The organism is Pseudomonas sp. LRP2-20 (assembly GCF_024349685.1).
Lineage (GTDB): Bacteria > Pseudomonadota > Gammaproteobacteria > Pseudomonadales > Pseudomonadaceae > Aquipseudomonas.
This window is the reverse complement of sequence record NZ_AP025944.1, coordinates 5,149,111-5,175,200: the sequence shown is the minus strand read 5'-3', so window position 1 is coordinate 5,175,200 and position 26,090 is coordinate 5,149,111. Positions and strand designations below refer to the sequence as shown.

General features: G+C 63.9%; 28 protein-coding genes. 13 read left to right on the top strand and 15 right to left on the bottom strand.

Going from position 1 to position 26,090, the window contains the following annotated elements; genetic code table 11:
• Positions 1-128: 128 nt before the first annotated feature.
• Positions 129-494, bottom strand: a complete 366-nt coding sequence (locus OCX61_RS23245; RefSeq protein ID WP_261941566.1) for a PilZ domain-containing protein — start codon at positions 492-494, stop codon at positions 129-131.
• Between the two features lie 217 nt (positions 495-711).
• Here OCX61_RS23245 and OCX61_RS23240 point away from each other — a divergent pair, with 217 nt between their 5' ends.
• The 3 genes from OCX61_RS23240 (at position 712) to yjiA (ending at position 4,119) form a co-directional block, all read left to right on the top strand.
• The gene (locus OCX61_RS23240) at positions 712-2,778 is read left to right on the top strand and encodes a carbon starvation CstA family protein (RefSeq protein WP_085674976.1); all 2,067 of its coding nucleotides are present in this window, start codon (positions 712-714) and stop codon (positions 2,776-2,778) included.
• Between the two features lie 13 nt (positions 2,779-2,791).
• Positions 2,792-2,989, top strand: a complete 198-nt coding sequence (locus tag OCX61_RS23235) for a YbdD/YjiX family protein (protein ID WP_085674977.1) — start codon at positions 2,792-2,794, stop codon at positions 2,987-2,989.
• A gap of 152 nt (positions 2,990-3,141) precedes the next feature.
• The gene (gene yjiA, locus OCX61_RS23230) at positions 3,142-4,119 is read left to right on the top strand and encodes a GTPase (RefSeq protein WP_261941565.1); all 978 of its coding nucleotides are present in this window, start codon (positions 3,142-3,144) and stop codon (positions 4,117-4,119) included.
• On the opposite strand, the gene OCX61_RS23225 is transcribed toward yjiA, so the two are convergent.
• The gene (locus tag OCX61_RS23225) at positions 4,079-5,566 is read right to left on the bottom strand and encodes a methylenetetrahydrofolate reductase C-terminal domain-containing protein (protein WP_261941564.1); all 1,488 of its coding nucleotides are present in this window, start codon (positions 5,564-5,566) and stop codon (positions 4,079-4,081) included. The genes yjiA and OCX61_RS23225 overlap by 41 nt on opposite strands.
• A 227-nt stretch (positions 5,567-5,793) precedes the next feature.
• Here OCX61_RS23225 and OCX61_RS23220 point away from each other — a divergent pair, with 227 nt between their 5' ends.
• A complete protein-coding gene (locus tag OCX61_RS23220; RefSeq protein ID WP_409260715.1) occupies positions 5,794-6,636 on the top strand; it encodes a 5-methyltetrahydropteroyltriglutamate--homocysteine methyltransferase in 843 nt (280 codons plus the stop codon).
• 22 nt (positions 6,637-6,658) lie between these two features.
• On the opposite strand, the gene OCX61_RS23215 is transcribed toward OCX61_RS23220, so the two are convergent.
• From OCX61_RS23215 to OCX61_RS23195, 5 genes are all read right to left on the bottom strand, one after another.
• Entirely contained in the window at positions 6,659-7,837 is a 1,179-nt protein-coding gene (locus OCX61_RS23215) for an acetyl-CoA C-acetyltransferase (RefSeq protein WP_261941563.1), read from the bottom strand.
• A gap of 411 nt (positions 7,838-8,248) precedes the next feature.
• On the bottom strand, positions 8,249-9,358 hold the full coding sequence (locus OCX61_RS23210) for an agmatine deiminase family protein (RefSeq protein ID WP_261941562.1): 1,110 nt from the start codon (positions 9,356-9,358) through the stop codon (positions 8,249-8,251).
• Between the two features lie 3 nt (positions 9,359-9,361).
• A complete protein-coding gene (locus tag OCX61_RS23205) occupies positions 9,362-10,447 on the bottom strand; it encodes an extracellular solute-binding protein (RefSeq protein WP_261941561.1) in 1,086 nt (361 codons plus the stop codon).
• Positions 10,448-10,449: 2 nt separating this feature from the next.
• Complete coding sequence (aguB, locus tag OCX61_RS23200) at positions 10,450-11,346, bottom strand: N-carbamoylputrescine amidase (protein WP_261941560.1); 897 nt, start codon at positions 11,344-11,346, stop codon at positions 10,450-10,452.
• A complete protein-coding gene (locus OCX61_RS23195) occupies positions 11,343-12,383 on the bottom strand; it encodes an agmatine deiminase family protein (protein ID WP_261941559.1) in 1,041 nt (346 codons plus the stop codon). Before OCX61_RS23195 ends, aguB begins: the two co-directional genes overlap by 4 nt.
• A gap of 135 nt (positions 12,384-12,518) precedes the next feature.
• Between OCX61_RS23195 and OCX61_RS23190 the strand changes: the two genes are divergently transcribed.
• From OCX61_RS23190 to OCX61_RS23180, 3 genes are all read left to right on the top strand, one after another.
• The gene (locus OCX61_RS23190; protein WP_261941558.1) at positions 12,519-13,379 is read left to right on the top strand and encodes a LysR substrate-binding domain-containing protein; all 861 of its coding nucleotides are present in this window, start codon (positions 12,519-12,521) and stop codon (positions 13,377-13,379) included.
• Between the two features lie 234 nt (positions 13,380-13,613).
• The gene (gene fabV / locus OCX61_RS23185; RefSeq protein WP_261941557.1) at positions 13,614-14,825 is read left to right on the top strand and encodes an enoyl-ACP reductase FabV; all 1,212 of its coding nucleotides are present in this window, start codon (positions 13,614-13,616) and stop codon (positions 14,823-14,825) included.
• Between the two features lie 177 nt (positions 14,826-15,002).
• On the top strand, positions 15,003-15,911 hold the full coding sequence (locus tag OCX61_RS23180) for an alpha/beta hydrolase family protein (RefSeq protein ID WP_261941556.1): 909 nt from the start codon (positions 15,003-15,005) through the stop codon (positions 15,909-15,911).
• Positions 15,912-15,943: 32 nt separating this feature from the next.
• On the opposite strand, the gene OCX61_RS23175 is transcribed toward OCX61_RS23180, so the two are convergent.
• The 4 genes from OCX61_RS23175 to OCX61_RS23160 form a co-directional block, all read right to left on the bottom strand.
• A complete protein-coding gene (locus tag OCX61_RS23175) occupies positions 15,944-16,285 on the bottom strand; it encodes a HopJ type III effector protein (protein WP_261941555.1) in 342 nt (113 codons plus the stop codon).
• Entirely contained in the window at positions 16,278-16,574 is a 297-nt protein-coding gene (locus OCX61_RS23170) for a DUF1244 domain-containing protein (RefSeq protein WP_054884724.1), read from the bottom strand. The genes OCX61_RS23175 and OCX61_RS23170 overlap by 8 nt, the downstream gene beginning before the upstream one ends.
• A 9-nt stretch (positions 16,575-16,583) precedes the next feature.
• The gene (gene folM / locus OCX61_RS23165; protein WP_261941554.1) at positions 16,584-17,276 is read right to left on the bottom strand and encodes a dihydromonapterin reductase; all 693 of its coding nucleotides are present in this window, start codon (positions 17,274-17,276) and stop codon (positions 16,584-16,586) included.
• Between the two features lie 76 nt (positions 17,277-17,352).
• Positions 17,353-17,913 carry a putative antibiotic biosynthesis monooxygenase gene (locus OCX61_RS23160; RefSeq protein ID WP_261941553.1) on the bottom strand — a complete coding sequence of 187 codons (561 nt, stop codon included), beginning with the start codon at positions 17,911-17,913 and terminating at the stop codon, positions 17,353-17,355.
• 218 nt (positions 17,914-18,131) lie between these two features.
• Here OCX61_RS23160 and OCX61_RS23155 point away from each other — a divergent pair, with 218 nt between their 5' ends.
• Positions 18,132-19,064 carry a MerR family transcriptional regulator gene (locus OCX61_RS23155; protein WP_261941552.1) on the top strand — a complete coding sequence of 311 codons (933 nt, stop codon included), beginning with the start codon at positions 18,132-18,134 and terminating at the stop codon, positions 19,062-19,064.
• Here the strand turns inward: OCX61_RS23155 and OCX61_RS23150 are convergent.
• Both OCX61_RS23150 and OCX61_RS23145 read right to left on the bottom strand, forming a co-directional pair.
• On the bottom strand, positions 19,049-19,669 hold the full coding sequence (locus OCX61_RS23150; protein ID WP_261941551.1) for a hypothetical protein: 621 nt from the start codon (positions 19,667-19,669) through the stop codon (positions 19,049-19,051). The genes OCX61_RS23155 and OCX61_RS23150 overlap by 16 nt on opposite strands.
• 60 nt (positions 19,670-19,729) lie before the next feature.
• On the bottom strand, positions 19,730-20,158 hold the full coding sequence (locus OCX61_RS23145; RefSeq protein ID WP_261941550.1) for a PAS domain S-box protein: 429 nt from the start codon (positions 20,156-20,158) through the stop codon (positions 19,730-19,732).
• Positions 20,159-20,263: 105 nt separating this feature from the next.
• On the opposite strand from OCX61_RS23145, the gene OCX61_RS23140 reads away from it, so the two are divergent.
• Positions 20,264-20,719, top strand: a complete 456-nt coding sequence (locus OCX61_RS23140; RefSeq protein WP_261941549.1) for a flavodoxin — start codon at positions 20,264-20,266, stop codon at positions 20,717-20,719.
• Between the two features lie 114 nt (positions 20,720-20,833).
• Here OCX61_RS23140 and OCX61_RS23135 read toward each other — a convergent pair whose 3' ends face one another.
• Complete coding sequence (locus OCX61_RS23135) at positions 20,834-21,712, bottom strand: LysR family transcriptional regulator (protein ID WP_261941548.1); 879 nt, start codon at positions 21,710-21,712, stop codon at positions 20,834-20,836.
• 98 nt (positions 21,713-21,810) lie between these two features.
• Here OCX61_RS23135 and OCX61_RS23130 point away from each other — a divergent pair, with 98 nt between their 5' ends.
• The 4 genes from OCX61_RS23130 to OCX61_RS23115 all read left to right on the top strand — a co-directional run bounded on the left by OCX61_RS23130 (position 21,811) and on the right by OCX61_RS23115 (position 24,972).
• Positions 21,811-22,197 carry a CidA/LrgA family protein gene (locus tag OCX61_RS23130; protein WP_261941547.1) on the top strand — a complete coding sequence of 129 codons (387 nt, stop codon included), beginning with the start codon at positions 21,811-21,813 and terminating at the stop codon, positions 22,195-22,197.
• Positions 22,187-22,873, top strand: coding sequence for an LrgB family protein (locus tag OCX61_RS23125; RefSeq protein ID WP_261941546.1), 687 nt, complete (start codon positions 22,187-22,189; stop codon positions 22,871-22,873). The genes OCX61_RS23130 and OCX61_RS23125 overlap by 11 nt, the downstream gene beginning before the upstream one ends.
• A 176-nt stretch (positions 22,874-23,049) precedes the next feature.
• Positions 23,050-23,955 (top strand): alpha/beta fold hydrolase, encoded by a 906-nt coding sequence (locus OCX61_RS23120; protein ID WP_261941545.1) that lies wholly within the window; start codon positions 23,050-23,052, stop codon positions 23,953-23,955.
• A 114-nt stretch (positions 23,956-24,069) separates the two neighbouring features.
• Complete coding sequence (locus OCX61_RS23115; RefSeq protein ID WP_261941544.1) at positions 24,070-24,972, top strand: SDR family oxidoreductase; 903 nt, start codon at positions 24,070-24,072, stop codon at positions 24,970-24,972.
• Between the two features lie 210 nt (positions 24,973-25,182).
• Here OCX61_RS23115 and OCX61_RS23110 read toward each other — a convergent pair whose 3' ends face one another.
• Complete coding sequence (locus OCX61_RS23110; RefSeq protein ID WP_261941543.1) at positions 25,183-25,965, bottom strand: IclR family transcriptional regulator; 783 nt, start codon at positions 25,963-25,965, stop codon at positions 25,183-25,185.
• Between the last annotated feature and the right edge of the window lie 125 nt (positions 25,966-26,090).

Sequence of the window (26,090 nt, the reverse complement as noted above, 5' to 3'; positions counted from 1 at the left end):
ATCGCGTACCAAGTCGGCAGAGACGGTGCTAGAGGGCTGTGTACAAAGCGCCAGTTCCCGGGCAGAAAGCTGTCTGGGTAGACAAGAAACAATCGGTGGGGGTGCTGTTAGCTAGCTAAGAGATTCCATTATTCGATCAGTTCGCGCAGCTCACGCATCATTTCGGTGCTGTCGGCCACGTTCAGTTCCACAAGACGGTGCAAGTGACTCATCGATTCGACGTCGATATAGAGGCAGATGAAACCGAGGCGCGTGTCTTCTTCGTGGCGCAGTTCCACCTGCATCTGCACGCGGACATTGCTGTCGAGGTGGATGATCGCATCGAAATCCTGGGTCAGGTCCGCGTCCCAAGGGGAGGGGCGTTCGATCAGCAGGCCCTTGAGCGACAGGTCCAGCAGCTTTACCGGCCAGCGGCGATCGCCCTGGCGCAGTTCGGTAGGGGCGTCGAAATCGATGCGCTGGAAGCGGCGGCGGTCGTCGGCAGAAGTGGTCATGGCAGGCCCCTCGTCAGTTGCACTGACTATAGACCAGTCATGGGCATTTCTGCCGGGTAGAGGGCGACGAGAGGCGACTTGCCGGAAACGATGCCCATGCCGCTCTAGCGTGCCTGCTGGCGGCCTGGCGCTGATCGCAATTCGAGATGGTAAAGCTGCCAAGCAAGCCCTAGACTCAAGGGGCTGTCTATTCCAACCACTTAGCTGGAAGCATGCCATGAACAACAATAACAGCCTGCTACGCCACATCCCGTGGCTGGCGCTGGCGGTCATAGGGGCCTGCGCGCTGGGTGTCGTCGCCCTGCGTCGCGGCGAGGCGATCAATGCCTTGTGGATCGTGGTCGCCGCGGTGGCCATCTACCTGGTCGCCTACCGTTACTACAGCCTGTTCATCGCCACCAAGGTGATGCAACTCGACCCTCGCCGAGCCACCCCTGCGGTGCTCAACAACGACGGTCTGGACTATGTTCCGACCAACAAGCACATACTCTTCGGTCACCACTTCGCCGCCATCGCCGGCGCCGGCCCCTTGGTTGGCCCGGTACTCGCCGCACAGATGGGCTACCTGCCTGGTACGCTGTGGCTCATAGCCGGCGTGGTGCTGGCCGGTGCAGTGCAGGACTTCATGGTCCTGTTCCTGTCCACCCGCCGCAACGGCCGCTCGCTGGGCGACATGGTTCGCGAGGAGATGGGCCGTATTCCCGGCACCATCGCCCTGTTCGGTTGCTTCCTGATCATGATCATCATCCTTGCGGTGCTGGCGCTGATCGTGGTCAAGGCCCTGGCCGAGAGCCCATGGGGCATGTTCACGGTGATGGCGACCATCCCGATCGCGATGTTCATGGGCATCTACATGCGCTACATCCGCCCGGGCCGTATCGGCGAGATCTCGGTGGTGGGCGTGGTCCTGCTGCTGGCCTCGATCTGGCTGGGGGGCCAGATTGCTGCCGATCCGGTCTGGGGCCCGGCGTTCACCTTCACGGGCGTGCAGATCACCTGGATGCTGGTGGGTTATGGTTTCGTCGCTGCCGTGCTGCCGGTATGGCTGGTACTGGCGCCGCGTGACTACCTGTCGACCTTCCTCAAGATCGGCACCATCATCGCCCTGGCCATCGGCATCCTGGTGACCATGCCCGAGCTGAAGATGCCGGCACTGACCCAGTTCACCGACGGCACCGGCCCGGTGTGGAAGGGCACCCTGTTCCCGTTCCTGTTCATCACCATCGCTTGTGGCGCGGTGTCGGGCTTCCACGCGCTGATCTCCTCGGGGACCACGCCGAAGCTGCTGGACAACGAAGCCAACGCCCGCTACATCGGCTACGGCGGCATGCTGATGGAATCGTTCGTCGCCATCATGGCCATGGTTGCCGCCTCGGTGATCGAGCCGGGCGTGTACTTCGCCATGAACAGCCCCGCCGCCGTGGTCGGTGCCGACGTTGCTTCGGTTGCGCAAACGGTCAGCAGCTGGGGCTTCATGATCACCCCTGAGCAGCTCGAAGCGGTGGCCCGCGACATCGGCGAGCACACCGTGCTCGCCCGTGCCGGTGGAGCACCGACCCTGGCGGTGGGTATCGCGCAGATCCTGCACCAGGTGCTGCCGGGTGAAAACACCATGGCCTTCTGGTACCACTTCGCGATCCTGTTCGAGGCGCTGTTCATCCTCACCGCCGTGGACGCCGGTACCCGTGCCGGTCGTTTCATGCTGCAGGACCTGCTGGGCAGCTTCGTACCAGCCCTCAAGCGCACCGAGTCGTGGACTGCCAACCTGATCGGTACCGCCGGTTGCGTGGCGCTGTGGGGCTACCTGCTGTACCAGGGCGTGATCGACCCGCTGGGCGGTATCAACACCCTGTGGCCGTTGTTCGGTATCTCCAACCAGATGCTGGCCGGTATCGCCCTGATGCTCGGCACCGTGGTGCTGATCAAGATGAAGCGCGAGCGCTACATCTGGGTCACCCTGCTGCCAGCGGCCTGGCTGCTGATTTGCACCACCGCGGCGGGCCTGATCAAGCTGTTCGACCCGAACCCGGCTGTCGGCTTCCTGGCCCTGGCCAAGAAGTACAGCACTGCGCTGGACGCCGGCCAGGTTCTGGCCCCGGCCAAGGACATTGGGCAGATGCAGCACGTGATCTTCAACGCCTACACCAACGCCGGCCTGACCATTCTGTTCCTGCTGGTGGTGTTCAGTGTGCTGTTCTTCGCCCTCAAGGTCGGCTACGCCGCCCTCGGCCGCAAAGAGCGCACCGACAAGGAAACCCCGTTCCAGGCCCTGCCTGACGCTTGAGAGGACTGCAGCGATGTTCAACGACCTGGGTCGACTGGGTAAATACCTGGGGCAGGCAGCCCGCCTGATGGTCGGCATGCCCGACTACGACAACTATGTCGAGCACATGCAGACCAAGCACCCGGACAAGCCGGTGATGACGTACGAGGCGTTCTTCCGCGAACGCCAGGAAGCACGTTACGGCGGCAAGTCCGGGCCCAAGTGCTGTTGAATCCAATGCCGGCGCGGTCCATGTAGGAGCGGCCCCGGCACTATCTGCTGCGAAGCTGGAACCTGGGGCCGCTGTGCGGCCCTTTTCGCGACACAAGGCCGCTCCTGCAGGATTGCGGCCTTTCTTTTTCTACTGTGCAGGAGATGTTCTGCGTGCAGACGCCAATTCCCGTTACTGTCCTCACCGGCTTCCTCGGTGCAGGCAAGACCACCCTGCTCAAGCACATGCTCAAGGCTGAGCATGGGCTGAAGATCGCCGTGATCGAGAACGAATTCAGCGAGGCCGGTATCGACAGCCAGCTGCTTGGCGACGAGCCGGTACAGGTCATGACCCTGGCCAACGGCTGCGTGTGCTGCAGCATCCATGGCGACCTGACCCGAGCCCTGTACCTGCTGCTCGAACGCCTGGACGCCGGCGAGATCGCCTTCGACCGCCTGGTGATCGAATGCACCGGCCTGGCCGACCCGGCGCCTGTTGCGCAGACCTTCTTCGTCGACGAAGAATTGCGTGATCGCTACATCCTCGACGGCATCATCACCCTGGTCGATGCTGCCCACGCCGAGGTGCATCTGACCCAGACCATTGCCCAGGCCCAGGTTGGTTTTGCCGATCGCCTGCTGCTGAGCAAGACCGACCTGGTCGAGCCGGCCGCGGTGGAGGCCTTGCGCGAGCGCCTGGCGCGGATCAATGGGCGGGCGGCCATCCGGGTGGTCGAGCATGGCCGTATCGACCTGGCCGAGCTGCTCGATGTGCGCGGTTTCAACCTGAACCCGGACCTGGGCGCCAACCTCAAGCCGAGCCTGCGTCCGCTGCTCAAACCAGCTACCCCTGATCGGATTTCAACCTTGGTGCTGCGCACCGAAACCGCACTGGACATCGACCGCCTCAGCGATTTCATGAACGAGCTGCTGGAGGCCCACGGCAAGCAGTTGCTGCGCTACAAGGGCGTACTGAATATTGCCGGCGAGGACCGTCGCCTGGTGTTCCAGGGCGTACTCAAGCTCTACGGCTTCGACTGGGATGCCGAATGGGCAGCAGATGAGAACCGCGAGAGCGTGATGGTGTTCATCGCCGATGAACTGCCCGAAGCTAAGATTCGGGCTGGGTTCGAGGCGCTGGCTGCGGGCTGAGCCGGCGCGGCGGCTGGGCCTCGAACCACTGTGGCCATGAGCTGCGGTGGCGTGTTTCGACGTCGATGCACGGGATCAGTCGCTCGCTGAGCACGGCGGTTTGCCGCACGGCCTTGGCGGTGCGGTATTTGACGCTGTGGATGCATTCGCGGTCGCCAAACTCGCAGCGGTTGAGCGCGGTGCCACCGCAAGGGCCGTTGGCCAGGCCTTTGGGGCAGGTTTCCGGGCAGGTGTAGAGGGTATCTTCCAGACGGCAGCGGCCGCAGGTGTCGCAGCCAACCAGCGGGCGTTTTACCAGCCGTTCCAGCCCATGCAGTACACCGGCCCCACGTGGTGTTGCCCAGAGTGGCTGGCGCACGGCCCAACCGAACGCCTTGCTGAGCCAGTTGGTACGGCTGAACAGCAGCGAATGGGCGGTGTGCAACACGTGGTAGCGGATTTTTTCCTTGCCCGAGGCACTGACGCTCGATTCGCCCTGGCGCCAGTTGCCCTGCGGCGGATGGAACGCAACGATGGGCAGGCCTGGCATTTGCCAGCTATCGGCCCAGGCGGGCGCCCATTGTTCCAGTGAGTGGATCTGCGTCTGCCAGTGCTGCAAGCGTTGCTCCAGCGCCAGCAGCTGCTTGAGCTCGTGAATACCCGACAGGTGAACCCCCGCGTAACCCATCAGCTTTACACCGATGATCTGCAAGGCCAGGCGGTCGACGCTGCGCGCCAGGGCAAAGGCCTTGGACACCTTGCTTTCGGCTTCGAGCATGTCGCGCATCGAGGGCGACACCGTTACCCCCGCCACGTGCTCGAGCATCGTCGCGCGGCCTTGGGTCAGGCTCATCAGGCAGGCCAGCATCGGTTTGGGTGAAGCCTGGCGCTGCATCCAGCGCATGGCTTCCTGGTGCTTGCTGGCATCGAAGCCCAGTTGCAGGGTGAGGAAGTCGGCGCCGGCGGCGAGCTTTTTCTCCGCCTTGAAGTATTGTGCGCCGCCTTCTTCCTCGTGGTACTTGAACGGGTTAAGTGCCGCACCGAGCAACCAGTGCGGGCAAGCCTGGCGCGCAATCAGCAAGGCCGCGACCGACTCCAGGTAGCGCACCGGGCGTTCACCGGGCTGGTGGCCGGGCAGGCGGTCGCCGGTCAGCAGCAGCAACTGGTCGAGGCCGGCGGCATCCATGCGCTGCAATTGAGCCAGAAGATGATGGCGCTCGCGATCCTTGCCGGAGAAGTGCGGCAAGGCCGGCAGCGGGGTGCTGAAAGAGGCCAGGGCGTCCAGTGGCGACATGTCCAGCGGGCTGCCCACGCGGTCGCCGATGGCGACGGTCATGGGCCAGCCGCACAAGTGCCCGCGGGCCATGATCGCCTCCATCGCGGCGAAGCGTTCCGCCGAGGTCTTGGGGACGAATTCCATGACGCAGACGAAGTGTTTTTCGCGCAGCGCGGCTTTCAGCAGGCTCATGGCTCGAGGGCACCTGGAGTATTCAGGTTGGCATTGTGCGCCAGGTTGTCGGTTGGGCTCATGTCTGTATACGTAGGGTGCTGCTCTGATCAAGACATTCAGTTTCACCGGCATCATGAGCAATTCTTGAGTTCATCTCAAATTTAATGAGTTTGTCTCAGCAAATCGCTGACCGGAAAATGCCCTCATTCATTTCGGTACTTTTTCGGAACTCTGAGGGACAAGACATGGCACTGGCACACAACCTGGGGTTCCCCCGTTTCGGCCGCGACCGCGAGCTGCGTGCCCGCCATTGGCAAGTGCAGAAAGACGCCGGCATCGAGCTGCTGCCAGTCGGCGATTTTGCCGGGTACGATCAGGTGTCGCCGCTCAGCACTGATGACCAGCCTTTTGCCCAGGCCTGGGAACAACTGTTCGAAGAGGTGATAGAAGCCAAGGCGCTGGGCCATGCGGTCAAACCGGTGGTGATCGGCCCGTTGACCTGCCTGTGGCTGAGCAAGAACCCCGAGGGTGACCTCGACGAACTGGCGCTGGAGCGCCTGCTGCCGCTGTATGACCAGGCCCTCAACCGTTTGGCTGCCCTGGGGGTCGAATGGGTACAGATCGATGAGCCGATCCTGGCTCAGGAACTGCCGCAGGACTGGAAAAACGCCTACGAGCGCGTCTACAACATCCTTCAGCGTGCGCCGCTGAAGAAGCTGATCGCCACCTGTTCCGGTGCCCTGGAAGGCAACCTCGGCCTGGCCGTCAACCTGCCGGTCGATGGCCTGCACATCGACTTGGTGCAGGCCCCCGACCAATACTCGACCATGCTCGATCGTCTGCCGGCCTACAAAGTGCTGTCGCTTGGCCTGGTCGACGGCCGCAACGCCTCGCCTTGCGACCTGGAAAAGACCCTGGACCTGCTGCGCGATGCTCACGACCGTCTGGGTGAGCGGCTGTGGGTGGCGACTTCCTGCTCTTTGCTGCACAGCCCGGTGGACCAGGCCGTGCAGAAGTGTCAGGAAGTAGCGCTGCTGGCCAGGGCCATCAATGAGGCAGCTGCCTGCGAGTTGCGCGCCACTGCCTGAAGCTTGCGCAAGCAGCAGCCGATCAGCGCTCGATCGCCAGGGCGACGCCCTGGCCACCACCGATGCACAAGGTGGCCAGCCCCTTCCTGGCATCACGCTTGATCATTTCGTGCAGCAAGGTCACCAGCACCCGGCACCCGGAGGCGCCAATCGGATGCCCCAGGGCAATCGCGCCGCCATTGACGTTGACCTTGCTGGCATCCCATTCCAGCGCCTTGCCCACTGCCAGTGCCTGCGCGGCGAAGGCTTCGTTGGCTTCGATCAGGTCAAGGTCAGCCAGCTGCCAGCCGGCCTTGTCCAGGCAGCGCTGGGTCGCCGACACCGGGCCGATGCCCATGATTGCCGGGTCCACCCCCGCGCTGGCATAACTGGCAATCTTCGCCAGCACCGGCAGCCCCAGGGCGTGGGCCTTGCTGGCGCTCATCAGCAGCACTGCGGCGGCGCCGTCGTTGAGGCTGGAGGCGTTGCCGGCGGTGACGCTGCCGTCTTTCTTGAACGCCGGGCGCAGTTTGGCCAGCGATTCGGCGGTGGTGTCCGGGCGCGGTTGTTCATCACGGTCGAAGACTTTCGGCTCGCCTTTTTTCTGTGGCATCACGATCGGAGTGATCTCGTCCTTGAAGCGGCCTGCTTCGATCGCAGCAACGGCCTTGCGCTGCGACTCGGCGGCGAAGGCGTCCTGTTGCTCGCGGCTGAGGCCGTACTTGTCCACCAGGTTCTCGGCGGTGATGCCCATGTGGTAGTCGTTGAAGGCATCCCACAGGCCGTCGCTGATCATGCTGTCGATCAACTGGCCATGGCCCATGCGCTGGCCGGTACGTGCCGAAGGCATCACGTACGGGGCCAGGCTCATGTTCTCCTGGCCACCGGCGATCACCACCTCGGCGTCACCGCAGCGGATCGCCTGGGCCGCCAGGTGCAGGGCCTTCAGGCCCGAGCCGCAGACCTTGTTCAGGGTCAGCGCCGGTACGCTATAGGGCAGGCCAGCCTTGATCGCAGCCTGGCGCGCCGGGTTCTGCCCGGCACCGGCGGTGAGCACCTGGCCGAGGATCACTTCATCGACCAGGGCCGGGTCCAGCTGGGTCTGTTCCAGCAGCTGTTTGATCACCGCTGCACCCAGGTCGACGGCAGGCACGCTGGCCAGGGCTCCCTGGAAGCTGCCGATGGCGGTACGGGTTGCGGCGACGATGACCACGTCGTTCATGTTGTTGTTCTCCGGGCAATGGGCATAGTGCTGCCAGCATCGGCGGGTTTGGTTGATTTGTTAAGTTTGTTTTTCTTTGTGATTGATGTGAAAAGCAAATCAATGGGGTTGCTAGAGGGTATGTCGTCGGATATTCCGCGCCTATGAGATCGAGCGCCGCCCGCGCGGCGCATCGCGAGCTGCGCTCGCTCCTACGTTTGTTTCGGGCCAGTAACGCCTGTGACAGGCGCGCGCGACCGCCTTGTTGGCACGACGCGATATAGCGCCATGCGCCCAGGCATTCGCGCGCAAATCCCCCAGGAATCATTGGCCCGAAACAAACGTAGGAGCGAGCGCAGCTCGCGATGCGCCGCGCGGGCGGTGCTCGATCTCACAGGCGCCGAACTTCTGTCGACATGCACCTGGCGGCCTTCACACAGCCGGGCACTGGTGGGTGACGCAATGAATCCCCCCACCCCCGGCCGCAATCGCATCGATATCCAATTGCACGATATCCCGCCCCGGGTACAACACGGCCAACAACGTCCGCGTCTTTTCATCGGCCTGCGCATCACCGAACTGCGGTGCGATGATCGCGCCGTTGATCACGAAGTAGTTGATATAACCTGCTGCGAAGTCGTTGTTGCCCTGGCTGAACCTGTTGCGCCGCCCCTGCATGGGCGGTGATACCACATGCACCTGCAATCGCCTGCCTTCGGCATCGGTGGCTTGCTTGAGTATCGCCAGGTGCTTGCGGGTCACCGCGTGATCGTAGGACTCCGGGTCGTTGTCCAGGTTGGCGATCACCACCCCCGGGCGTACGAAGCGGGCATAGAAATCCACATGCCCGTCTGTGATGTCTTCCCCGGCGATTCCCGGCAGCCAGATGATCTTGCTCAAGCCCAGGCGTGCCTTGAGCTCGGCCTCGATGTCGGCCTTGCTCCAGCCCGGGTTGCGGTTGGCATTGATCCAGCTGCTCTCGGTCATGATGCCGGTGCCATGGCCGTCCACCTCGATGGCACCGCCTTCGCCCACCAGCTCGCTGCGCTGGTAGCGGGCGCCTGCCAGGGTGGCGACGCGCTTGGCCAGCTGCGCGTCGTTGCGGTGGCGTTGCTTGCTGCCCCAGCCGTTGAAGTTGAAGTCGAGCGCAGCGAGGGCGCCGTCATCGTCGACGACGAAGTTGGCAGCGATGTCGCGCATCCAGATGTCATCCAGGTTGCATTCGACGAACTGGCTGTTGTGGCTGGCGCAGTGCCGCTCGGCCAGTTCGCGTTCGCTGGGCCGGCAGAAGACGGTCACTGGCTGGTAGCGGGCGATGGCCTGGGCGATACGGCCCAGGGCGGCTTGCACGTCGACGGTGAAGTCTTCCCAGATGGCCTTCTGGGCACCAAAGGCAATGAACGCGCGCTGCTGCGGTTCGCCTTCATCGGGCATGAACCAGCGCCCGGGCTCCTCGGCACGGGCCAGGCCCAGCGGCAGGCCAAGGCCGGTACCCAGGCCTGTGACCAGTGACAGTTGCAGGAAGGTTCTACGGCTGGGCATGGCTTAGTCCTGTGCAGTCTTGAAGCGGGTCCACACACGCATGCGCGCACGCATGTCGGCCTGTGGAATGTCGCGGCCCGGGATCAGCCGGGCGTAGGTGGCTTCGTCGAGGTAGATGTCGGGGTTGTCGCGCATGCGCGGGTCCACAGCCTGGCGCGCCTTGGCGCTGGCCGTGGGGTAGCCGGTGAAGTTGCTGATGGCGGCCATGTTTGCCGGGCGCATGACGAAGTTGATGAAACGATAGGCGTATTCCGGATGCTGGGCATCGGCCGGGATGGCCATGGTGTCCATCCATACCGTGGTGCCCTGGCGCGGTACCCGGTACTGGAAATCGAGGTGCTTGCCGGCAGAGTCGGCGGCGCGCTGGGCCTGGATCACGTCGCCGCTGTAGCCCAGCGACAGGCACAGGTTCTCGTTGACCAGCTCGGTCACCGGTTGCGACTGGAACTTGCGGATGTACGGGCGCACCGCCTTCAGCAGCTCGCTGGCGGCGGCCAGGTCTTCACGCTTGGCGCTGCGCGGTTCGCGGCCCAGATAATTGAGCACCACGGCCAGCACTTCGTCAGGCGAGTCGATGATCGAGATGCCGCAATCGGCGAACTTGGCCGCCAGCTCCGGTTTGAACAGCAGGTCGAGGTTGTCCAGTTGCGCATCGGGCATGCGCTGGCGGACTTTCTCGGCATTCGCGGTCAGGCCGATGGTGCCCCAGGTGTAGGGCACGGTCGCCTGGCTGGCCTTGGGGTATTGCGCGTGCAGCCTGCGCAGGCCGGGTTCGACATCGTCGAGTGCCTCCAGGCGGCTGGGGTCGAGTGGCTGCAGGCTGCCGGCACGCATCAGCCGTTCAGCCACGGTGTCACCGGGGAACACCAGGTCGTAGCCGCTGCGCCCGGACATCAGCTTGGCTTCGAGTACTTCGCTGCCGTCCATCACGTCATAGATCACCTGGATACCGGTTTCGGCGGTGAACTGCCTGAGGGTGTCCTCGGCGAAGTAATCGGCCCAGTTGTACAGGCGCAGGGTGGGCTGGTCGGCCTGGGCCTGGCTGGCGCAGATGGCCAGGGCCAGTGCAGCGATAACGTGGCGTTTCATGCTCAGGCCCTCGAATTGTGTGGGTGCTTGCCGTCCAGGGTCAGCAGCGGGGCGTACATTTCCGGGCGGCGGTCGCGGTAGATGCCCCAGCTCAAGCGGTCTTCGCGCATGCGTGCCAGGTCCAGGTCGTGCAGCCAGATGCCGCTGCTGTCGCGGTCGGCTTCGGCGAGCAGGGCGCCCTTGTGGTCGCAGATGAACGATGAGCCGTAGAAGCGCATGCGCAGTGATTCATCGCTATCGGCCACTTCCACACCGACGCGGTTGGCCGCCACCACGGGCAACAGGTTGGCGGCGGCATGACCGCGCATGGCGACCTGCCAATGGTCGCGCGAGTCCAGCTCGGCGCAGCCGGGCTCGGAGCCGATGGCGGTGGGGAACAACAGCACCTCGGCGCCCATCAGCGCCAGGCAGCGCGCTGTTTCGGGGAACCACTGGTCCCAGCAGATGCCGATGCCCAGGCGGCCAAAGGCGGTGTCCCAGACCTTGAAGCCGGTGTCGCCGGGGCTGAAGTACTCCTTCTCCTGGTAGCCGATGGCATTGGGGATATGGGTCTTGCGGTACACCCCTAGCAACTGGCCGTCGGCATCGGCCACGGTCAGCGAGTTGAAGAAGGCGTTGCCGGCCCGTTCGTACCAGCTCAGCGGCAGTACCACGCCCAGCTCACCGGCCAGGGCGGCGAAACGTCGGAGGATCGGGCTGTTCGGGTAAGGTTCGGCCAGCGCTTGGTGCCTGTGGTCCTGCTCGATGCAGAAGTAGGGCGTGGCGAACAGCTCTTGCAGCAGGATCACCTGCGCGCCAGCGGCGGCGGCCTGGCGTACCAGTTGCTCGGCGCGGTCCAGGTTGTCGGGCAGGTTCCAGCTGCAGGGCATCTGGGTGGTGGCGATACGCAGCAGGCTCATGCTTGCACCTGCGGCTGCTGCTGGGTGATGCAGTGGATGCCGCCGCCGCCGTGGGCGATGGCATCGATGCGCACCGGTACGATTTCGCGGCCCGGGAAGGCATGGGCGAGTTGTTCGGCGGCGTCCTGGTCGGCGGCGATGCCGTAGGCCGGCATGATGATCGCGCCGTTGGCGATGTAGAAGTTGGTGTAGGACGCGCAGAACACTTCAGCGTCCTGATCGACGGCGGCGCTGGCCTCGAACAGGTCGAGCAGTTCGAAGTGCCGGCCTTGGGCGTCGGTGGCGAGCTCCAGCGCGCGGCGGTTCTCGCGGACCACTTCGGCGTAGACCGAGCCATGCTCGTGGGTGGCATCGACCAGCAGCACACCTGGGCGGGCGAAGGCGCATACGCCGTCGACGTGGCCGTCGGTCATGTCGCCCGTGACGTATTGCGGGTCGCCGGGCAGCCAGATGGTCTTGCTGATGCCCAGATGGCGGGCGAAGCAGGCTTCGAAGTCTGCCTTGTCGATACCCGGGTTGCGGTTGGGGTTGAGCAGCACCGATTCGGTGGTGATCAGCGTGCCTTCGCCATCCACATGAATCGCGCCGCCTTCGTTGCACAACGGGGTGCTGAAACCGCCCAGGCCCAGGTGGTCGAGGATGCGTCGGCCGAGGCTGCGGTCCTGGCTGTGTTGCGATTTCCCGCCCCAGGCATTGAAGCGCCAGCTGAGCCCGGCCAGGCCGTGCTGTGGGTGGCAGATGAAGCTCGGGCCACTGTCTCGGCACCAGCTGTCGTCCACGGCCAGCTCGATCAGTTCGATGTTGGCGCCGCACAGGGCGCGGGCACTGTGCAGCGCCGATGGATCGACGACCATCTTCACCGGCTCGAAGCGAGCGATGGCGGCTGCCACGCGAGCATAATCGCGCTGCACATCGGCCAGGCTGACGCCCCAGCCGCTTTCCCACAGCGCCTGGTTGTGTGGCCAGACCATCCAGGTTGCCGCGTGGCGGGCCCATTCGGCAGGCATACGCCAGCCGCTGTCGAGGGACAGGTGCATAGTGAACTCCGATCTATTAAGGATTTTTATCAACGAAGCCCGCCGTCGCGGGTGTTGGTGTCCATGCTATGGCTATGAAGAGGTGTCGACAAACGATAGATTTAGTCGATATCTGATTAGCAGGACTTATCGATCATGCTCAAACACTGGCCACCGCTCAATGCCCTCAGGGGCTTTGAAGCCGCCGCACGGCTTGGCAGTTTCCACAAGGCCGCCGAGGCCCTGAACCTCACCCAGTCGGCGATCAGCCAGCAGGTCCGCAGCCTGGAAACCTACCTCGAACAGCCACTGTTCCACCGCAGTGGCCGCAGCGTCAGCCTGACCGATGCCGGGCATGATCTGCTCAGCACCACGCAGTCGCTGCTGCAGCATCTGGCTGTCGGCATTCGTCGCCTGGACCAGTACCGCAAGCCGAATCAACTGGTGGTCAACACCAGCCCGGCTTTCGCCCGGCACTGGTTGCTGCCGCGCCTGGCCGATTTCCATGAGCGCTGCCCGCAGGTCGATCTGTGGCTGTTCACCAGCTTCGAGGTCCCGGACATGGCCAGCGAAACCATCGACCTGGCCATTCGAGACGACCTCAGTGCCCAGGCCGAATGCAGCTTTACCGTACTGCACCAGGACACGCTTTACCCCGCCTGCCACCCTTCGTTGCTGCACGCACCTGAGCAACAGCGCACCACCTTGCATGGCGAGCGCGAAATGGACTGGAGCCATTGGCAGCTGGAAGGCGGCGAGGATGTGGGGCAGCAGGGCAAGGGGCTGAATTTTTCCGACCCTGGGCTGTTGCTGGATGCCGCGAGCGAGGGGCTGGGCGTTGCCCTGGTCAGCCAGTTGCTGGCGCAGCGGGCGGTGGGCGAGGGGCGCCTGCAGGCCCTGTCTTCACAGCGGGTACGGGGGCCGGTCTGGGCCTGCCTGGTGCACCGGGACAGCCAGGATGATCCGCTGGCCCGGCAGTTTCTGGGGTGGTTGAAAGGGGCTTTGGCTGCAGAATAGGACTGTCCAACTTTTGCAGGCCAGTCCAGGTGCTGTGCAGCATTGAGGATTTGCGCGGTCCTTGTGGGGGCGGGCTTGCCCGCGAAGAGGCCGGAGCAGGTGAACTCCGGTTTTGAATCCCTGGGCTCAGCCCTTAATATGTGTCGGATAACCTGCGGGGGTAGTCTCACCCTCTGATCAATCGGAATCGCCCCAGTGGCGCTTCCCCGGCATAAACCTGACGAGGTACAGACATTGGCCATCATTCATCCTAAGGTTCGCGGTTTCATCTGCACCACGACTCACCCGAAGGGCTGCGAGCTCAACGTCCGTGACCAGATCGAAGCCACCCGCAAGCTGGGCGTGCGCGAGGATGGCCCGAAGAAGGTCCTGGTCATCGGCGCCTCCAGCGGCTACGGCCTGGCAGCCCGCATTACTGCCGCCTTCGGCTTCAAGGCCGACACCCTGGGCGTGTTCTTCGAAAAGCCTGGTACCGAGACCAAGGCCGGTACCGCTGGCTGGTACAACGCTGCTGCCTTCGACAAGTTCGCCAAGGCCGAGGGCCTGTACAGCAAGTCGATCAATGGTGATGCCTTCTCCGACGAAGCCCGCGCCAAGGTCATCGAACTGATCAAGAACGAAATGGGCGGCAAGGTCGACCTGGTCATCTACTCGCTGGCTTCGCCGGTGCGCAAGCTGCCGCAGACCGGTGAACTGGTGCGTTCCGCGCTGAAGCCGATCGGCCAGCCGTACAAGTCGACCGCCATCGACACCAACAAAGACACCATCATCGAGGCCAGCATCGAGCCGGCCACCGAGCAGGAAATCCAGGACACCGTCACCGTCATGGGCGGCCAGGACTGGCAGCTGTGGATCGATGCCCTGGCTGGCGCCGACGTGCTGGCCGAAGGCGCGCGCACCGTGGCCTTCAGCTACATCGGCACCGAGATCACCTGGCCGATCTACTGGCACGGCGCCCTGGGCCAGGCCAAGCAGGACCTGGACGAAACCGCGCTGCGCCTGGACAAGAAACTGGCCGGTGAAGTGAAGGGCGGCGCCAACGTGGCGGTGCTGAAGTCGGTGGTCACCCAGGCCAGCTCGGCCATCCCGGTGATGCCGCTGTACCTGTCGATGGTCTTCAAGATCATGCAGGAAAAAGGCGTTCACGAAGGCACCCAGGACCAACTGGACCGCATGTTCCGCGATCGCATGTACCGCGCCGATGGCGCCCCGGCCGAAGTGGACGAAAAAGCCCGCCTGCGCCTGGACGACTGGGAACTGCGCGACGACGTACAGGACGCGTGCAAGGCCATGTGGCCACAAGTGACCACCGAGAACCTGTTCGAGCTGACCGACTACGCCGGTTACAAGAAGCAGTTCCTCAACCTGTTCGGCTTCGAGCGTGCTGACGTCAACTACGACGAAGACGTGGCGACCGATGTGAAGTTCGACTGCATCGAGCTGTAAGTCGAGCTGACATCTGAGGGGGCTGTACCGTCCTCTTCGCGGGTAAACCCGCTCCCACAAGTGCCCCACTGAGCCAGAGAGCCATGGAGTGCCTGTGGGAGCGGGTTTGCCCGCGAAGAGTACGGTACTGCCCCATTTTTTTGCTAGTTTTGGCGCACAACAACAGGAAAGCGCGCCATGAGCAGCCTCACCCAACCCGCCACCGCCTTTCGCCAGGCCACAGCCGACGGCTACAGCCTCGGCGGCTTCTGCTGGCGTCACGCCCAAGCCGACCCTCGGCGCCCGCTGGTGATCATCAATGCGGCCACTTCGGTCCGCTGCCGCTACTACTCGCGCTTTGCCGACTACCTGTTCGCCCAAGGTTGCGATGTACTGACCTACGACTATCGCGGTATCGGCGAATCACGCCCGCGTTCGCTGCGCGGCTTTCAGGCTTCATGGAGCGATTGGGGCCGGCTGGATTTCGAAGCCATGCTGGCGCACGCCGCCGTGCATTTCCCCGGTCAGCCGGTGGACGTGGTGGGCCACAGTTTTGGTGGCTGCGCCGTGGGCCTGGCACCCTCGGCCGGGCAGGTGCGGCGGGTGGTGATGGTCGGCGCGCAGTTCGCCTACTGGCGCGACTATGCCGCCGATCAGCGCTGGCGGTTGTTTGGCAAGTGGCATGTGGTGATGCCACTGCTGACCCGCGCCTTTGGCTACTTCCCCGGCAAGCGCCTGGGTTGGCTGGAAGATACCCCGGCGGGTGTAGTGCTTGACTGGACCACGCGCACGCCGCGCTATGAACAGCGCCCGAGCGCGCGCGGCCTGGCTGCGCAGCCTTTCACCCAGGTACGGGCTGCGACCTTGGCCATCAGCCTGACGGACGATCCGTTCGGCACGGTGGCCGCGACCGAGCGGTTGTTGGGGTACCTGCCAGCGGCGCAGCGGCTGCATTTGCGTATTGCGCCTGTGGATATCTCGGTCGATGAGATTGGGCATTTCGCATTCTTCCACGACCGGTTTCGCGAAAGCCTGTGGCCGATTGCGTTGCAGTGGTTGCAGGAGGGCGGGCTGGCAGACGGAGTGCCGGGGACGACTGTCCGTTGAAAAACTGGGGCTGCTTCGCAGCCCCGGCATTCTCAAGCCTTGCGCGAAAGCGGCAGCTCGGCGAACTTCACGCCGGCCAGCCCATGCTTGATCAGCGCACGGATATTGCCATGGTCACTGCCCTCCGGCGTGGCCAGCACATCACGGTAATGCTCGCCGAAAGCCAGCAGCGCTTCCTGATCGCTCAGGCCTTCCAGCAGGGCCAGGCCCAAGGTCTTGCACGAGCCTTCGTTCTGTCCGGCGGCATTCTCCACGCCGCCATTGTTGAAGGCCTGGGGCTGGTAGCTGTAGTTGCCGGCGATGAATGCCAGGGTGTCGGCGAAGACGTGTTGGCCGCTGGCCAGGCTGCTGCGCAGGGTGTTCAGATCAGTCACGAGGTTTTCCTTGTTCAAACGCCGCTTGCTGCTCGGCGCTGGCTTCTTTCTGGTATTGGGCTTTCCACTCGGCGTAGGGCATGCCGTACACCGCTTCGCGGGCGTCATCCAGGCTGATGTCGACCTGGCGCTCGTCGGCGGCGGCCTTGTACCACTTGGACAGGCAGTTGCGGCAGAAGCCGGAGAGGTTCATCAGGTCGATGTTCTGCACGTCGGTGCGTTTCTGCAGGTGTTCGACCAGGCGCCGGAATGCGGCGGCTTCAAGTTCGAGCTGTTGTTGCTCAGTCATGGCAGTCTCTCAGATCATGCGGTTCTTCAGGTGGCGGCCACCGTTGATGACCACCTGGCTGCCGGTGCTGTACTGGCTGGCAAGCAGGTACTTCACCGTCTCGATCAGTGGCCCGGCGCCGGGTTCGAATTCCAGCAGGGCCTTTTTCAGGGTCTGCTGGCGGTAGGCCTCGTCACCGCCTTCCTTGAGGATCAGCAGGCCCGGCAGGATACCGTTGACGTGCACCGTGGGCGCGTATTTTTCGGCGAATGACAGCACCATGTTCTGCAGCGCGGCCTTGGTCGCGGCGTAGCCGATGTGGCCTTTGCTGCCGCGCGAGGAGGTCTCGTCGCAGATGTGGATGATGTCGGCCTTGTCGACCTTGTTCAGCAACTCGCCGAGGGCCAGGTTGAGGTGGTACGGCGCTTCGACGTGCAGGCGGAACATGGTGTCGAGGTTGTCGAGGTCGTCGTCGAGCCACAGCGAGGCGTTGTGGATGATAGCGCGCAGGCCGTCGTAGTTGCGCTGCAGGTGGTCGATCAACGCTTCACGGTCGGCCTTGCGGCAGAGGTCGGCCTGGAACTGCACGATGTTCGGGTGCGCGGACTGCGGCTGGAGGCTACGGCTGGCACTGACCACCGTATGGCCGGCCTGAGCCAGTTCGAGGGCCAGGGCCAGCCCGACGCGCTGGCTGGCGCCGGTGACGAGAATTGGGCTGTTCATGTGCGGGCGGTCAACTTGTCTGTCCTGTCGTTGCCGCCCAGCATACCTTAAGATTTTTCCGATTGTACGGCTCGCCTCAGCGGCTGCGCAGTGCCGGGCTGGCGGATGGCGTGGCGTGCAACCAGTTGGCCAGCAGGCGGGTGGACAGCGGGATGAACAGATAGACCATTACCGGGGTCAGGGCCAGCGTGCTGAGCATGACCCGGGGCAGCAGTTCGAGCGTTGAGAGCCACTGCCCGAACACCACGTTGAACAGCAGCGAGACCGGGAAGAAGGCCAGCCAGATAGCCACAGCCTGCTTCCAGCGCGGTGGTTTTTGCACCATGTTGGTGCCAAACCAGTCGTCAATACCGCTGACGCGCCTCTCTTTGGGGCGTTCGAACAGGCCATTGCCGCGAGCCAGCCAGGCCCGGCGCGAAGCGGAATGCTCCCAGGCGTGCAGGGTGGGCTCGTCGCTGAAACGGAAAATGATCTGGAATTCGTCGCTGTCGCGGGGTGGGGCGAGGATGCCCGAGCCGAGGTAGCCGGGGAAGTCGGTGGCCAGTTGCTCGCCTTCGTGCAGCCAGGCCAGCAGGTCCTGGTAACGGCCGTGGGCGGCGCGGCGTGACACCATCAGGGTGACGGGTGGGGTAGACATCGTGTATCTCCTGGCGACGGGCTGGCGGGTAGCCGGCCCCTTGGCTGCGTGGCCCGGGGTGGTGGGCAACGCCTGCGGGCATGCAAGAATCGGGCGCGAAGCGACAACCTGATGACAATGCAGCCTTAACAATTGTTCGCAAACGGTTGCTGGCTTGCGGCCTATAGTGTCGTAGTAGAATGACTGTTCAACTTCCGCACACAGGTTACTCAGTGCAGATGACCAAACAGGGACGTAACCCGGCCATCGAGGCGGGCCTGCAACATCAGGATTTGTTCCCGATCCGTGAGGTTTCCCGCCTGACCGGCGTCAACGCCGTGACCTTGCGCGCCTGGGAGCGCCGCTACGGGCTGATCCAGCCCACGCGCACCGACAGCGGCCACCGGCTGTATTCCCAGGCGGATATCGACGACATCCGGCGCATTCTCGGTTGGCTTGAGCGCGGCGTGGCCGTAAGCAAGGTCGGCAGCATCCTGGCCCGTGGCCAGATGCTCACCCACGGTGCGGTTCTGGCTGATTGCACGGCACGCTGGCAAGCCCAGGTGCGCGAGGCGGTGCATCGCTTCGATGCCCTGGCCCTGGATAGCCTGTTCGACCAGGTGTTTGCGGCACTCAGCCAGGACCAGGTATTCAGTGAAGTGTTCATGCCCGTCTGGCACGACCTGGCGGCGGGGCAGGGGGTGTTTGGCCTGGCCAGTGAGTGGTTGTTACTCGACCAGTTCCTGCGCGGTCGGGTGTTCGCTCGCTTGCAGCTCGCTCGTCTGCCGCGTGGCCACAACGTGGTGCTGGCGCCGTTGCCCGGGCCATGCCTGGAGCTGGAGCTATTGGTGACCGGCTTGCTGTTGGCCAGCGATGAAGTGGGTGTGTGCTTGCTCATGCCTGGGCAGGTACTGGACGAGTTGCCGCTGGTGTGCGAGCGGCTCAAGCCGGATGCGCTGGTGCTGTTCGCCAATCACCCACCCGGTGGCGGCCTGGGCAAGCGCCTGACGCGCATGGCAGCAGGGCTGCAGTGCCCGTTGCTGCTGGCCGGCGAAGCGGCTGAAGGTGCCCAGGATGGCCTGGCGGGAAGCCCGGTGGCATGCCTTGGCGCAGAGGTTGAGCTGATGCGGCGGCGCTTGCGCCAGTACCTTGCCGGTCAGCTCGATACCTGATCGTGCAGCTCTGGATGGGCCTGGCGATGGGCCTGGAGGATGTACTCACGCAGCCGGTCGATTTCGCCTGAGGGGCTGCGGCTCAGGTCGTAGGCAGCCAGGTCCGGGCCAATGCGCCGGCGCAGCCGACCATGCAGACCGATCGGGCTGATGCCGTCCGGGGCGAAATACAGATCGAAGCGCGAAGGCGCCTTGGCCTGGCCTCGCACCTCAAGCAACGCGCCCTTGAACGAAATGTCCCTGACCAGCAGGCCGCTGGCCTTGCCCTGGGCATCCAGCAGTGGGCTGGGTTGCTCCATCGACAAGCGCCACGGGCGCAGCGTCGGGCCGTCGTCTTCGTAGATTTCCGGTGAACCGATCTGCAGGTGCACGGCGTGGAACTCGTCCTCCACCAGTTGCAGCGGGAAGCTGATCTGCTGGTTGTTGAACTGCGCCTGCAGGGTCACTTGCTCGTTGGCCACCAGGCGGGCGAGTAGCGACTGGATACGGCGGTCGCCATTGACCAGCAGGCTCGACATGGGGTCGGCCAGGTTCAATTGCGGGGAATGCTGCATGTCCTGGATGAAATCCAGTTCGTCCTGAGTCAGGAGCGCGTCTGCTTGCATGATCGAACTCGGTGATGACGATTTCTTCAACGGGAATTGACCGTGCTCAGGGCGCTTGGTTCAGGTACGTTCGTCGGGATTCCGACGAACGTGCATTTCTGCCAGTTCGCGCTCAAGTTCGACCTGGCGGCTGACATCTTTCTGGATGCCGATGAAATAGGTGCGCCGATCGGCATCGTGCTTCACCGGGGTGATCGACAGCTCGTTCCAGAACGCGCTGCCATCCTTGCGGTAGTTGCGCAGCACTTCACGGCAGGGACGCCCTTCGGCCAGGGCCTTGCGAATGCGTGCCCGGCCCAGCTGATCGCGATCATCGGCCTGCAGGAAGCGGCAATCCTGGTACAGGATCTCGTCACGGCTGTAGCCGGTCAGGCGTTCGAAGGCCGCATTCACGTAGATCAGGATGGTGTCGTCACCTTCCTGCTCGGCGACCACGATTCCGTCGTTGGATGCGTCGACCATCGATTGCAACAGCTGCGCGTTGATCATGTGCGGACCATGGAGGTAATGAGGGGACTTTGTTAGAGACGGCCTTTTGCCATCGCCGGATGCTAGTATCCTACGTTTTCACTCAGTTTCGGAATCCTCTTCCTGATGAAAGTCGCCATTATTTCCGGCTCGGTGTACGGCACCGCCGAAGAAGTCGCCCGGCATGCCGAGTCGTTGCTCAAGGCTGCAGGCCTAGAAGCCTGGCATGCTGCCCGCGCTACCCAGCAGGATCTCGAAGGTTTTGCCCCTGAAGCGTTGCTCGCCGTGACCTCGACCACCGGCATGGGTGAGTTGCCGGATAACCTGATGCCGCTGTACAGCAGCATTCGCGACACCCTGCCTGCGGCCTGGCGTGGGCTGCCGGGCGCGGTGATCGCCCTGGGGGATTCGAGCTATGGCGATACGTATTGTGGCGGTGGTGAGCAGATGCGCGAGCTGTTCGCCGAACTGGGGGTACGGGAAGTGCTGCCGATGCTGAAGCTCGATGCCAGTGAGACCGTGACCCCTGAGGCTGATGCCGAGCCTTGGCTGGCAGAGCTTGCTCAAGCACTGAAAGCCTGAGGTACTGCTTCAGGCTGTACTGGCCTCTTCGCGGGCACGCCCGCTTCCACAGGGGTATCACTGCCCTCAAGCCCGGTGTGGGAGCGGGCTTGCCCGCGAAGAGGCCGGTGCAGGTCAGTTCATTTCCCGCAGCAATTCGAGCCAGGCCTGCGCCGCTCGCGACAGGTAGGCTCCACGCCGCCAGATGAAGGCGATATCCCAGCGTAGATACGTCGGCGCCTTCAGCGGCAGCCGCACCACCCCGGGGCGTTCCAGTGCTTTTGCCACCACACGGGGCAGCAGCACCACGCCCTGGCCGGCCGCGACCAGCGCCACCAGGAAGTCCGCCTGGCCGCTGCGGCCACCTTCTTTCGGGGTAAAACCCTGCTGCTGGCAAGCCTTGAGCAAGCGGTCGTTGAGCACGAAGCTGCGCTGGTAGAGCAGGAACGGCGTATCCGCCAGCTGCTTCAGGTTCACCTGGTCCAGGCCGGCCAGCGCATGCCCGGCGGGTAGCAAGGCATCCAGCGGTTCATTGCAGAACGGCTGGTATTCGAACGCCGGGTCGCTCGGCGTGAGGCTGCCGCCCAGTTCCAGCTCGCCACTTCTTACCGCCTGCTCGATGCTGCGGCTGCCGCCTTCAAGCAGCTGAATGGCGATGTTCGGATGACGCCTGCGGTATTCGGCGAACAACCCGGCGAACAAGGCATCGCTGCCCAGCAGCGGCAAACCCAGGCGCAGTTCGCCGCGCGCCATCTGGCTGAGGTCGTCGAGCTCGCTGAGCAACGCTTGACGCTGGCGCAGCAGCGCCTCGCCGCGATCCAGCACGATGCGCCCGGCCGCTGTCAGATGCAGCTGCGAGGCCTGGCGCTCGAGCAGCGGCTGGCCCACATCTTGCTCGAGCTGGGCGACCTGCTTGCTCACGGCTGACTGGCTGATATGCAAGGTCTGCGCGGCTTGGGTAAAGCCGCCGCGATGGACCACTTCGATGAAGCTGCGCAGCTGTTTGAATTCCATGGTTGCGATTCCATTGTGGAATGGCGGCAAGTCTAACAATTCGCTTTTGGCCTAGGCAGCCGAATCTTAAAATGAGGGCCTATCGAGGAACCCTGGCCATGAAACCTGCGTTACTGAAAAAGCCCCTGCGCCTGCTCGCCGAGCTGACGGTTCTGCTTGCCCTGTTCCTGTTCGGTGGCCAGCTGGCCGCCTGGCTGGGCTGGCCGATCCCCGGCGGGGTGATGGGCCTGGGCCTGCTGTTGCTGCTGTTCGCCTGCGGCATAGTCAAGCCGGCCACCTTGCAACTGGGTGCAGGCTGGCTGATGGCGGAAATGCTGCTGTTCTTCATCCCGGCACTGATGAGCCTGCTCGATTACGGCAGCCTGGTGCGCAGCGAAGGCTGGCGCATCTTGCTGGTCATCGCCGTGAGTACCCTGATGGTCATGGTGGTGACCGCCGTGACCGTGGAGCTGGTGTGCCGCTGGAGGTTGCGCCATGAGTCTTGAACCCATGCCGCTGTTCTGGCTGGCACTGACCTTGGCGGCCTACCTGGCCAGCCGCTGGTTGTATCGGCGCACCGGGCGCTACCTGATGTCGCCACTGATCCTGGTCCCGGCCTTGCTGCTTGCAGTGGCGGTGCCGCTGCACACCGCCTATGCCGAGTACTCGCGCAACACGCATTGGCTGATGGGTGTGCTGGGCCCGGTGACCGTGGCCTTCGCCGTGCCGATCTGGCAGCAGCGGGCGATGCTTGCACGGCATTGGCCGGCGTTGCTGGTGGGCATGGTGGCGGGCAGTGCGGCATCGATCGCCAGCTCATGGAGCCTGGCGCACCTGCTGGCGCTGGACGACGCGATCAGCCTGTCGCTGGTGCCGCGTTCGATCACCACGCCGTTCGCCATGCCGTTGGCCCATGACCTGGGCGGCGTACCGGAGCTGACGGCCGTGTTCGTGATGTTCACCGGGGTGCTGGGGGCCATGTTCGGCGGCGTGCTGCTGCGCTGGTTGCCGCTGCGTACACCGCTGGCGCGGGGGGCACTGTTCGGGGTTGGCGCGCATGGTGCCGGGGTCAGCCGGGCCCAGGAGGTGGGCCGTGAAGAAGGCTCGGTTGCCGGCCTGGTGATGGTGCTCACCGGCCTGCTCAACCTGTTCGCCGCACCGTTGCTGACGATGCTGCTGTGACCATTCGTGCCACTGACTCGCTCAGTCATCAAGCTGGCTGGTAACGCAAGTTTCATCTGGCGGGCTGCTGATTACACTCAACCTCGACATAGAGAGCACATGTAAGTGCCGAGGTAACATGCAATGACCGCAGCCTTGCCCTATTCCGACAACACCCTTGCACCGGGACAATTCTGATGCCTATGGCCGAGATTCCATTGCGCGTCTGGCGTACCCGGGGGCAGAGTTTTTCATTCCGGGGCCAGAGCATCCGCTACTGGACCGCAGGGCAAGGAGAGCCCCTGCTTCTGTTGCATGGATTTCCCACCGCCAGTTGGGACTGGCACTACCTGTGGGCACCCCTGGCCCAGCGCTACCGGGTGGTTGCCTGCGACATGCTCGGCTTTGGCGATTCCGCCAAGCCGCTCAATCACCGTTACAGCCTGATGGAACAAGCGGACCTGCAACAGGCGTTGCTGGCCCACCTGCAGATTGACCAGCCCGTGCATCTGCTGGCGCACGACTACGGTGGCAGCGTGGCTCAGGAGCTGCTGTCGCGGCACCACGAGCAGCGTGCCGAAGTCGCCAGTTGCGTGTTTCTCAACAGCGGCCTGTTCCCGGAAAGCTGCCAGGTGCTGCTGGTCCAGAAACTGCTGCTCAGCCGCCTCGGCTGGCTGGTGGGGCGATCGTTCAGGCGCGAAGACCTGGTGCGCAACGTCACCCAGATCTACGGCCCATGTACCCACCCCAGCGAAAGCGCACTGGATGACTGCTGGAGCCTGATCGCCGCCAATTCCGGCACGCGTATCCTGCACAAGCTGGTGGGTTACCTGCCCGAGCGCAGGCTGCATCGCGAGCGCTGGGTGGGTGCGTTGCAACGTGAAGGGGTGCCGCTGCGCTTTATCAACGGCGTGGTCGACCCGGTATCCGGTGCACGCATGGTCGAACGTTACCGGCAACTGGTGCCAAACCCCGACACCGTGCAGTTGCAGGGCATCGGCCATTATCCGCATACCGAAGCGCCCGTGCAGGTGTTGCGCCACTACCTGGCCTTTCGCGAACAGCTGCTGAGCTACCTGCCGCAGAGCGTCGCCTGGTCCTGAGCCAGCGATATCGCCCGCCGTTATCGCCTGGCATTCACCCAGGGTGAGCTTGATTGTCCGCCTGTACGGGCTGGCGGACACTCGATGCATTCAACCTGACCTGGAGCCATGCGCATGAGCGAGCCGGTAAGTCTGCAAGACCGTGTAGTGATCGTCACCGGAGCCGGTGGCGGCCTGGGCCGCGCCCACGCCCTGCTGTTCGCCGCACGTGGCGCCCAGGTCGTGGTCAACGACCTGGGCGGTTCGACCCAGGGTGAGGGGGCCAATGCATCGGCTGCCGACAAGGTGGTGGCCGAAATCCGCGCAGCCGGAGGCACGGCGGTGGCCAACCACGACTCGGTGGGTGATGGTGCGCGCATCGTCGAACAGGCACTGGACAGTTTCGGCAGGGTCGATGTGCTGGTGAACAACGCCGGCATCCTGCGCGACAAAGCCTTTCACAAGATGGACGACAGCGATTGGGAGCTGGTCTACAAGGTCCACGTCGAAGGCGCCTTCAAGGTCACCCGGGCTGCCTGGCCACACCTGCGCGAGCAGAACTGGGGGCGGGTGATCTTCACCGCATCGACCTCGGGTATCTACGGCAACTTTGGCCAGGCCAACTATGGCATGGCCAAGCTGGGGCTGTATGGCCTGACCCGGACCCTGGCCATTGAGGGTCGCAAGCATGGCGTGCTGGTCAATGCCATCGCGCCGACCGGCGGCACGCGCATGACCGAGGGGTTGATACCACCGCAGGTGTTCGAGCGGCTCAGGCCCGAGTTGATCAGCCCACTGGTGGTGTACCTGTGCAGCGACCAGTGCCAGGACAGCGGCGAATTGTTCGAGGTGGGCGGTGGCTGGGTGGGCAAGGTGCGCTGGGAGCGCAGCCTGGGTGTCGGCTTCGATCCTGGCCAAGGGTTCACCCCCGAGCAGGTCGCGCAAAACTGGGCGCAGATCGGTGATTTCGCCGGGGCGGTGCACCCGCGCGACAACCTGCAGGCGTTGCAGCAGATGATGGCCAACCTGCAGAAATAAAAAAAGGCCGCTGCATACGCAGCGGCCAATCGAGACGTTAGATCAAGGAGCTTCAAAATCAACGTCGGTGAACCTCGCGGGCCTGAAAGGCGGGGGGTAGAGCCCTTCATGCCGGCCAGTGAGGTAAGAATAAGCGCTTGATCCGGTTGGAAAAATAGCCGCTTATGACATTCACCTTTACGTTTCGGGCAACAGTGCCCGGCAGGCATTTCAGGCCGCCGGCGAGTAGCCCATGCGCCAGCTGGTGTCCCGCGTTGCAGCCAGCAGACGCTGAGCTGCCGGGCCGTGTTCATCAGCATGGAAGATCGAGGTCGGGCCGACCACGGTCATCACCGCCGCGATCTGCCCCATGGCGTTGAACACGGGCGCGGACAACGCATCCACCCCAGGCATCAACAGGCCGTGTACGTGGTGCAAGCCCTGTTCGCGGATCCCTGCCAGCAAGCCGTCATAGTCGCTGGCGCTCTGTTGCAGCGCGGCCAGCTCGCGGTCACGCAGCTCCCCGGTTTCACGCTCGGGCAAATGGGCTGCAAACACCAGGCCGGTGGAGGAGCTGAGCAGCGGCAGCACCGAGCCGATCTGGGTCACCACCGTGACCGCGCGCACGGCGGGCTCGATGCTCACCACGGTGGCGCCCTGGTTGCCCCAGACCGCAAGGAAGCAACTCTCGTTGAGCTCATCGCGCAGTTGCGACAGCGGCAGCGCCGCGACTTTCAGCACATCGATGCTGCCCAGCGCCGCCAGCCCCACACGCAATGCTTCACGCCCCAGTCCATAGTGGTTGGTGGCGGCATCCTGTTCGGCAAAACCGCTGGCAATCAGCGCCTGCAGGTAGCGGTGCACTTTGCTCGCCGGCATCTGCACATGCTCGGCCAGGCGTGACAGTGAGGTGGACGGGGACAGTTCGGCGAGGGCCTTGAGGATATCGGTGCCGACTTCCGCCGAACGGACCTTCTGCTTGCCGTTGTCGGCGGGGGAGCTGGCTTTGGCCATGGGTTTCGTGGTTCCGGATTATTCGCGTCGGGCCTTTATAGCTTGACGCCTTGCCCTGAGCAAATTACGTTATTCGTAATCTGATTACGATAAAAACAATGCAGACCCGCTGCCACTCCAGCAGC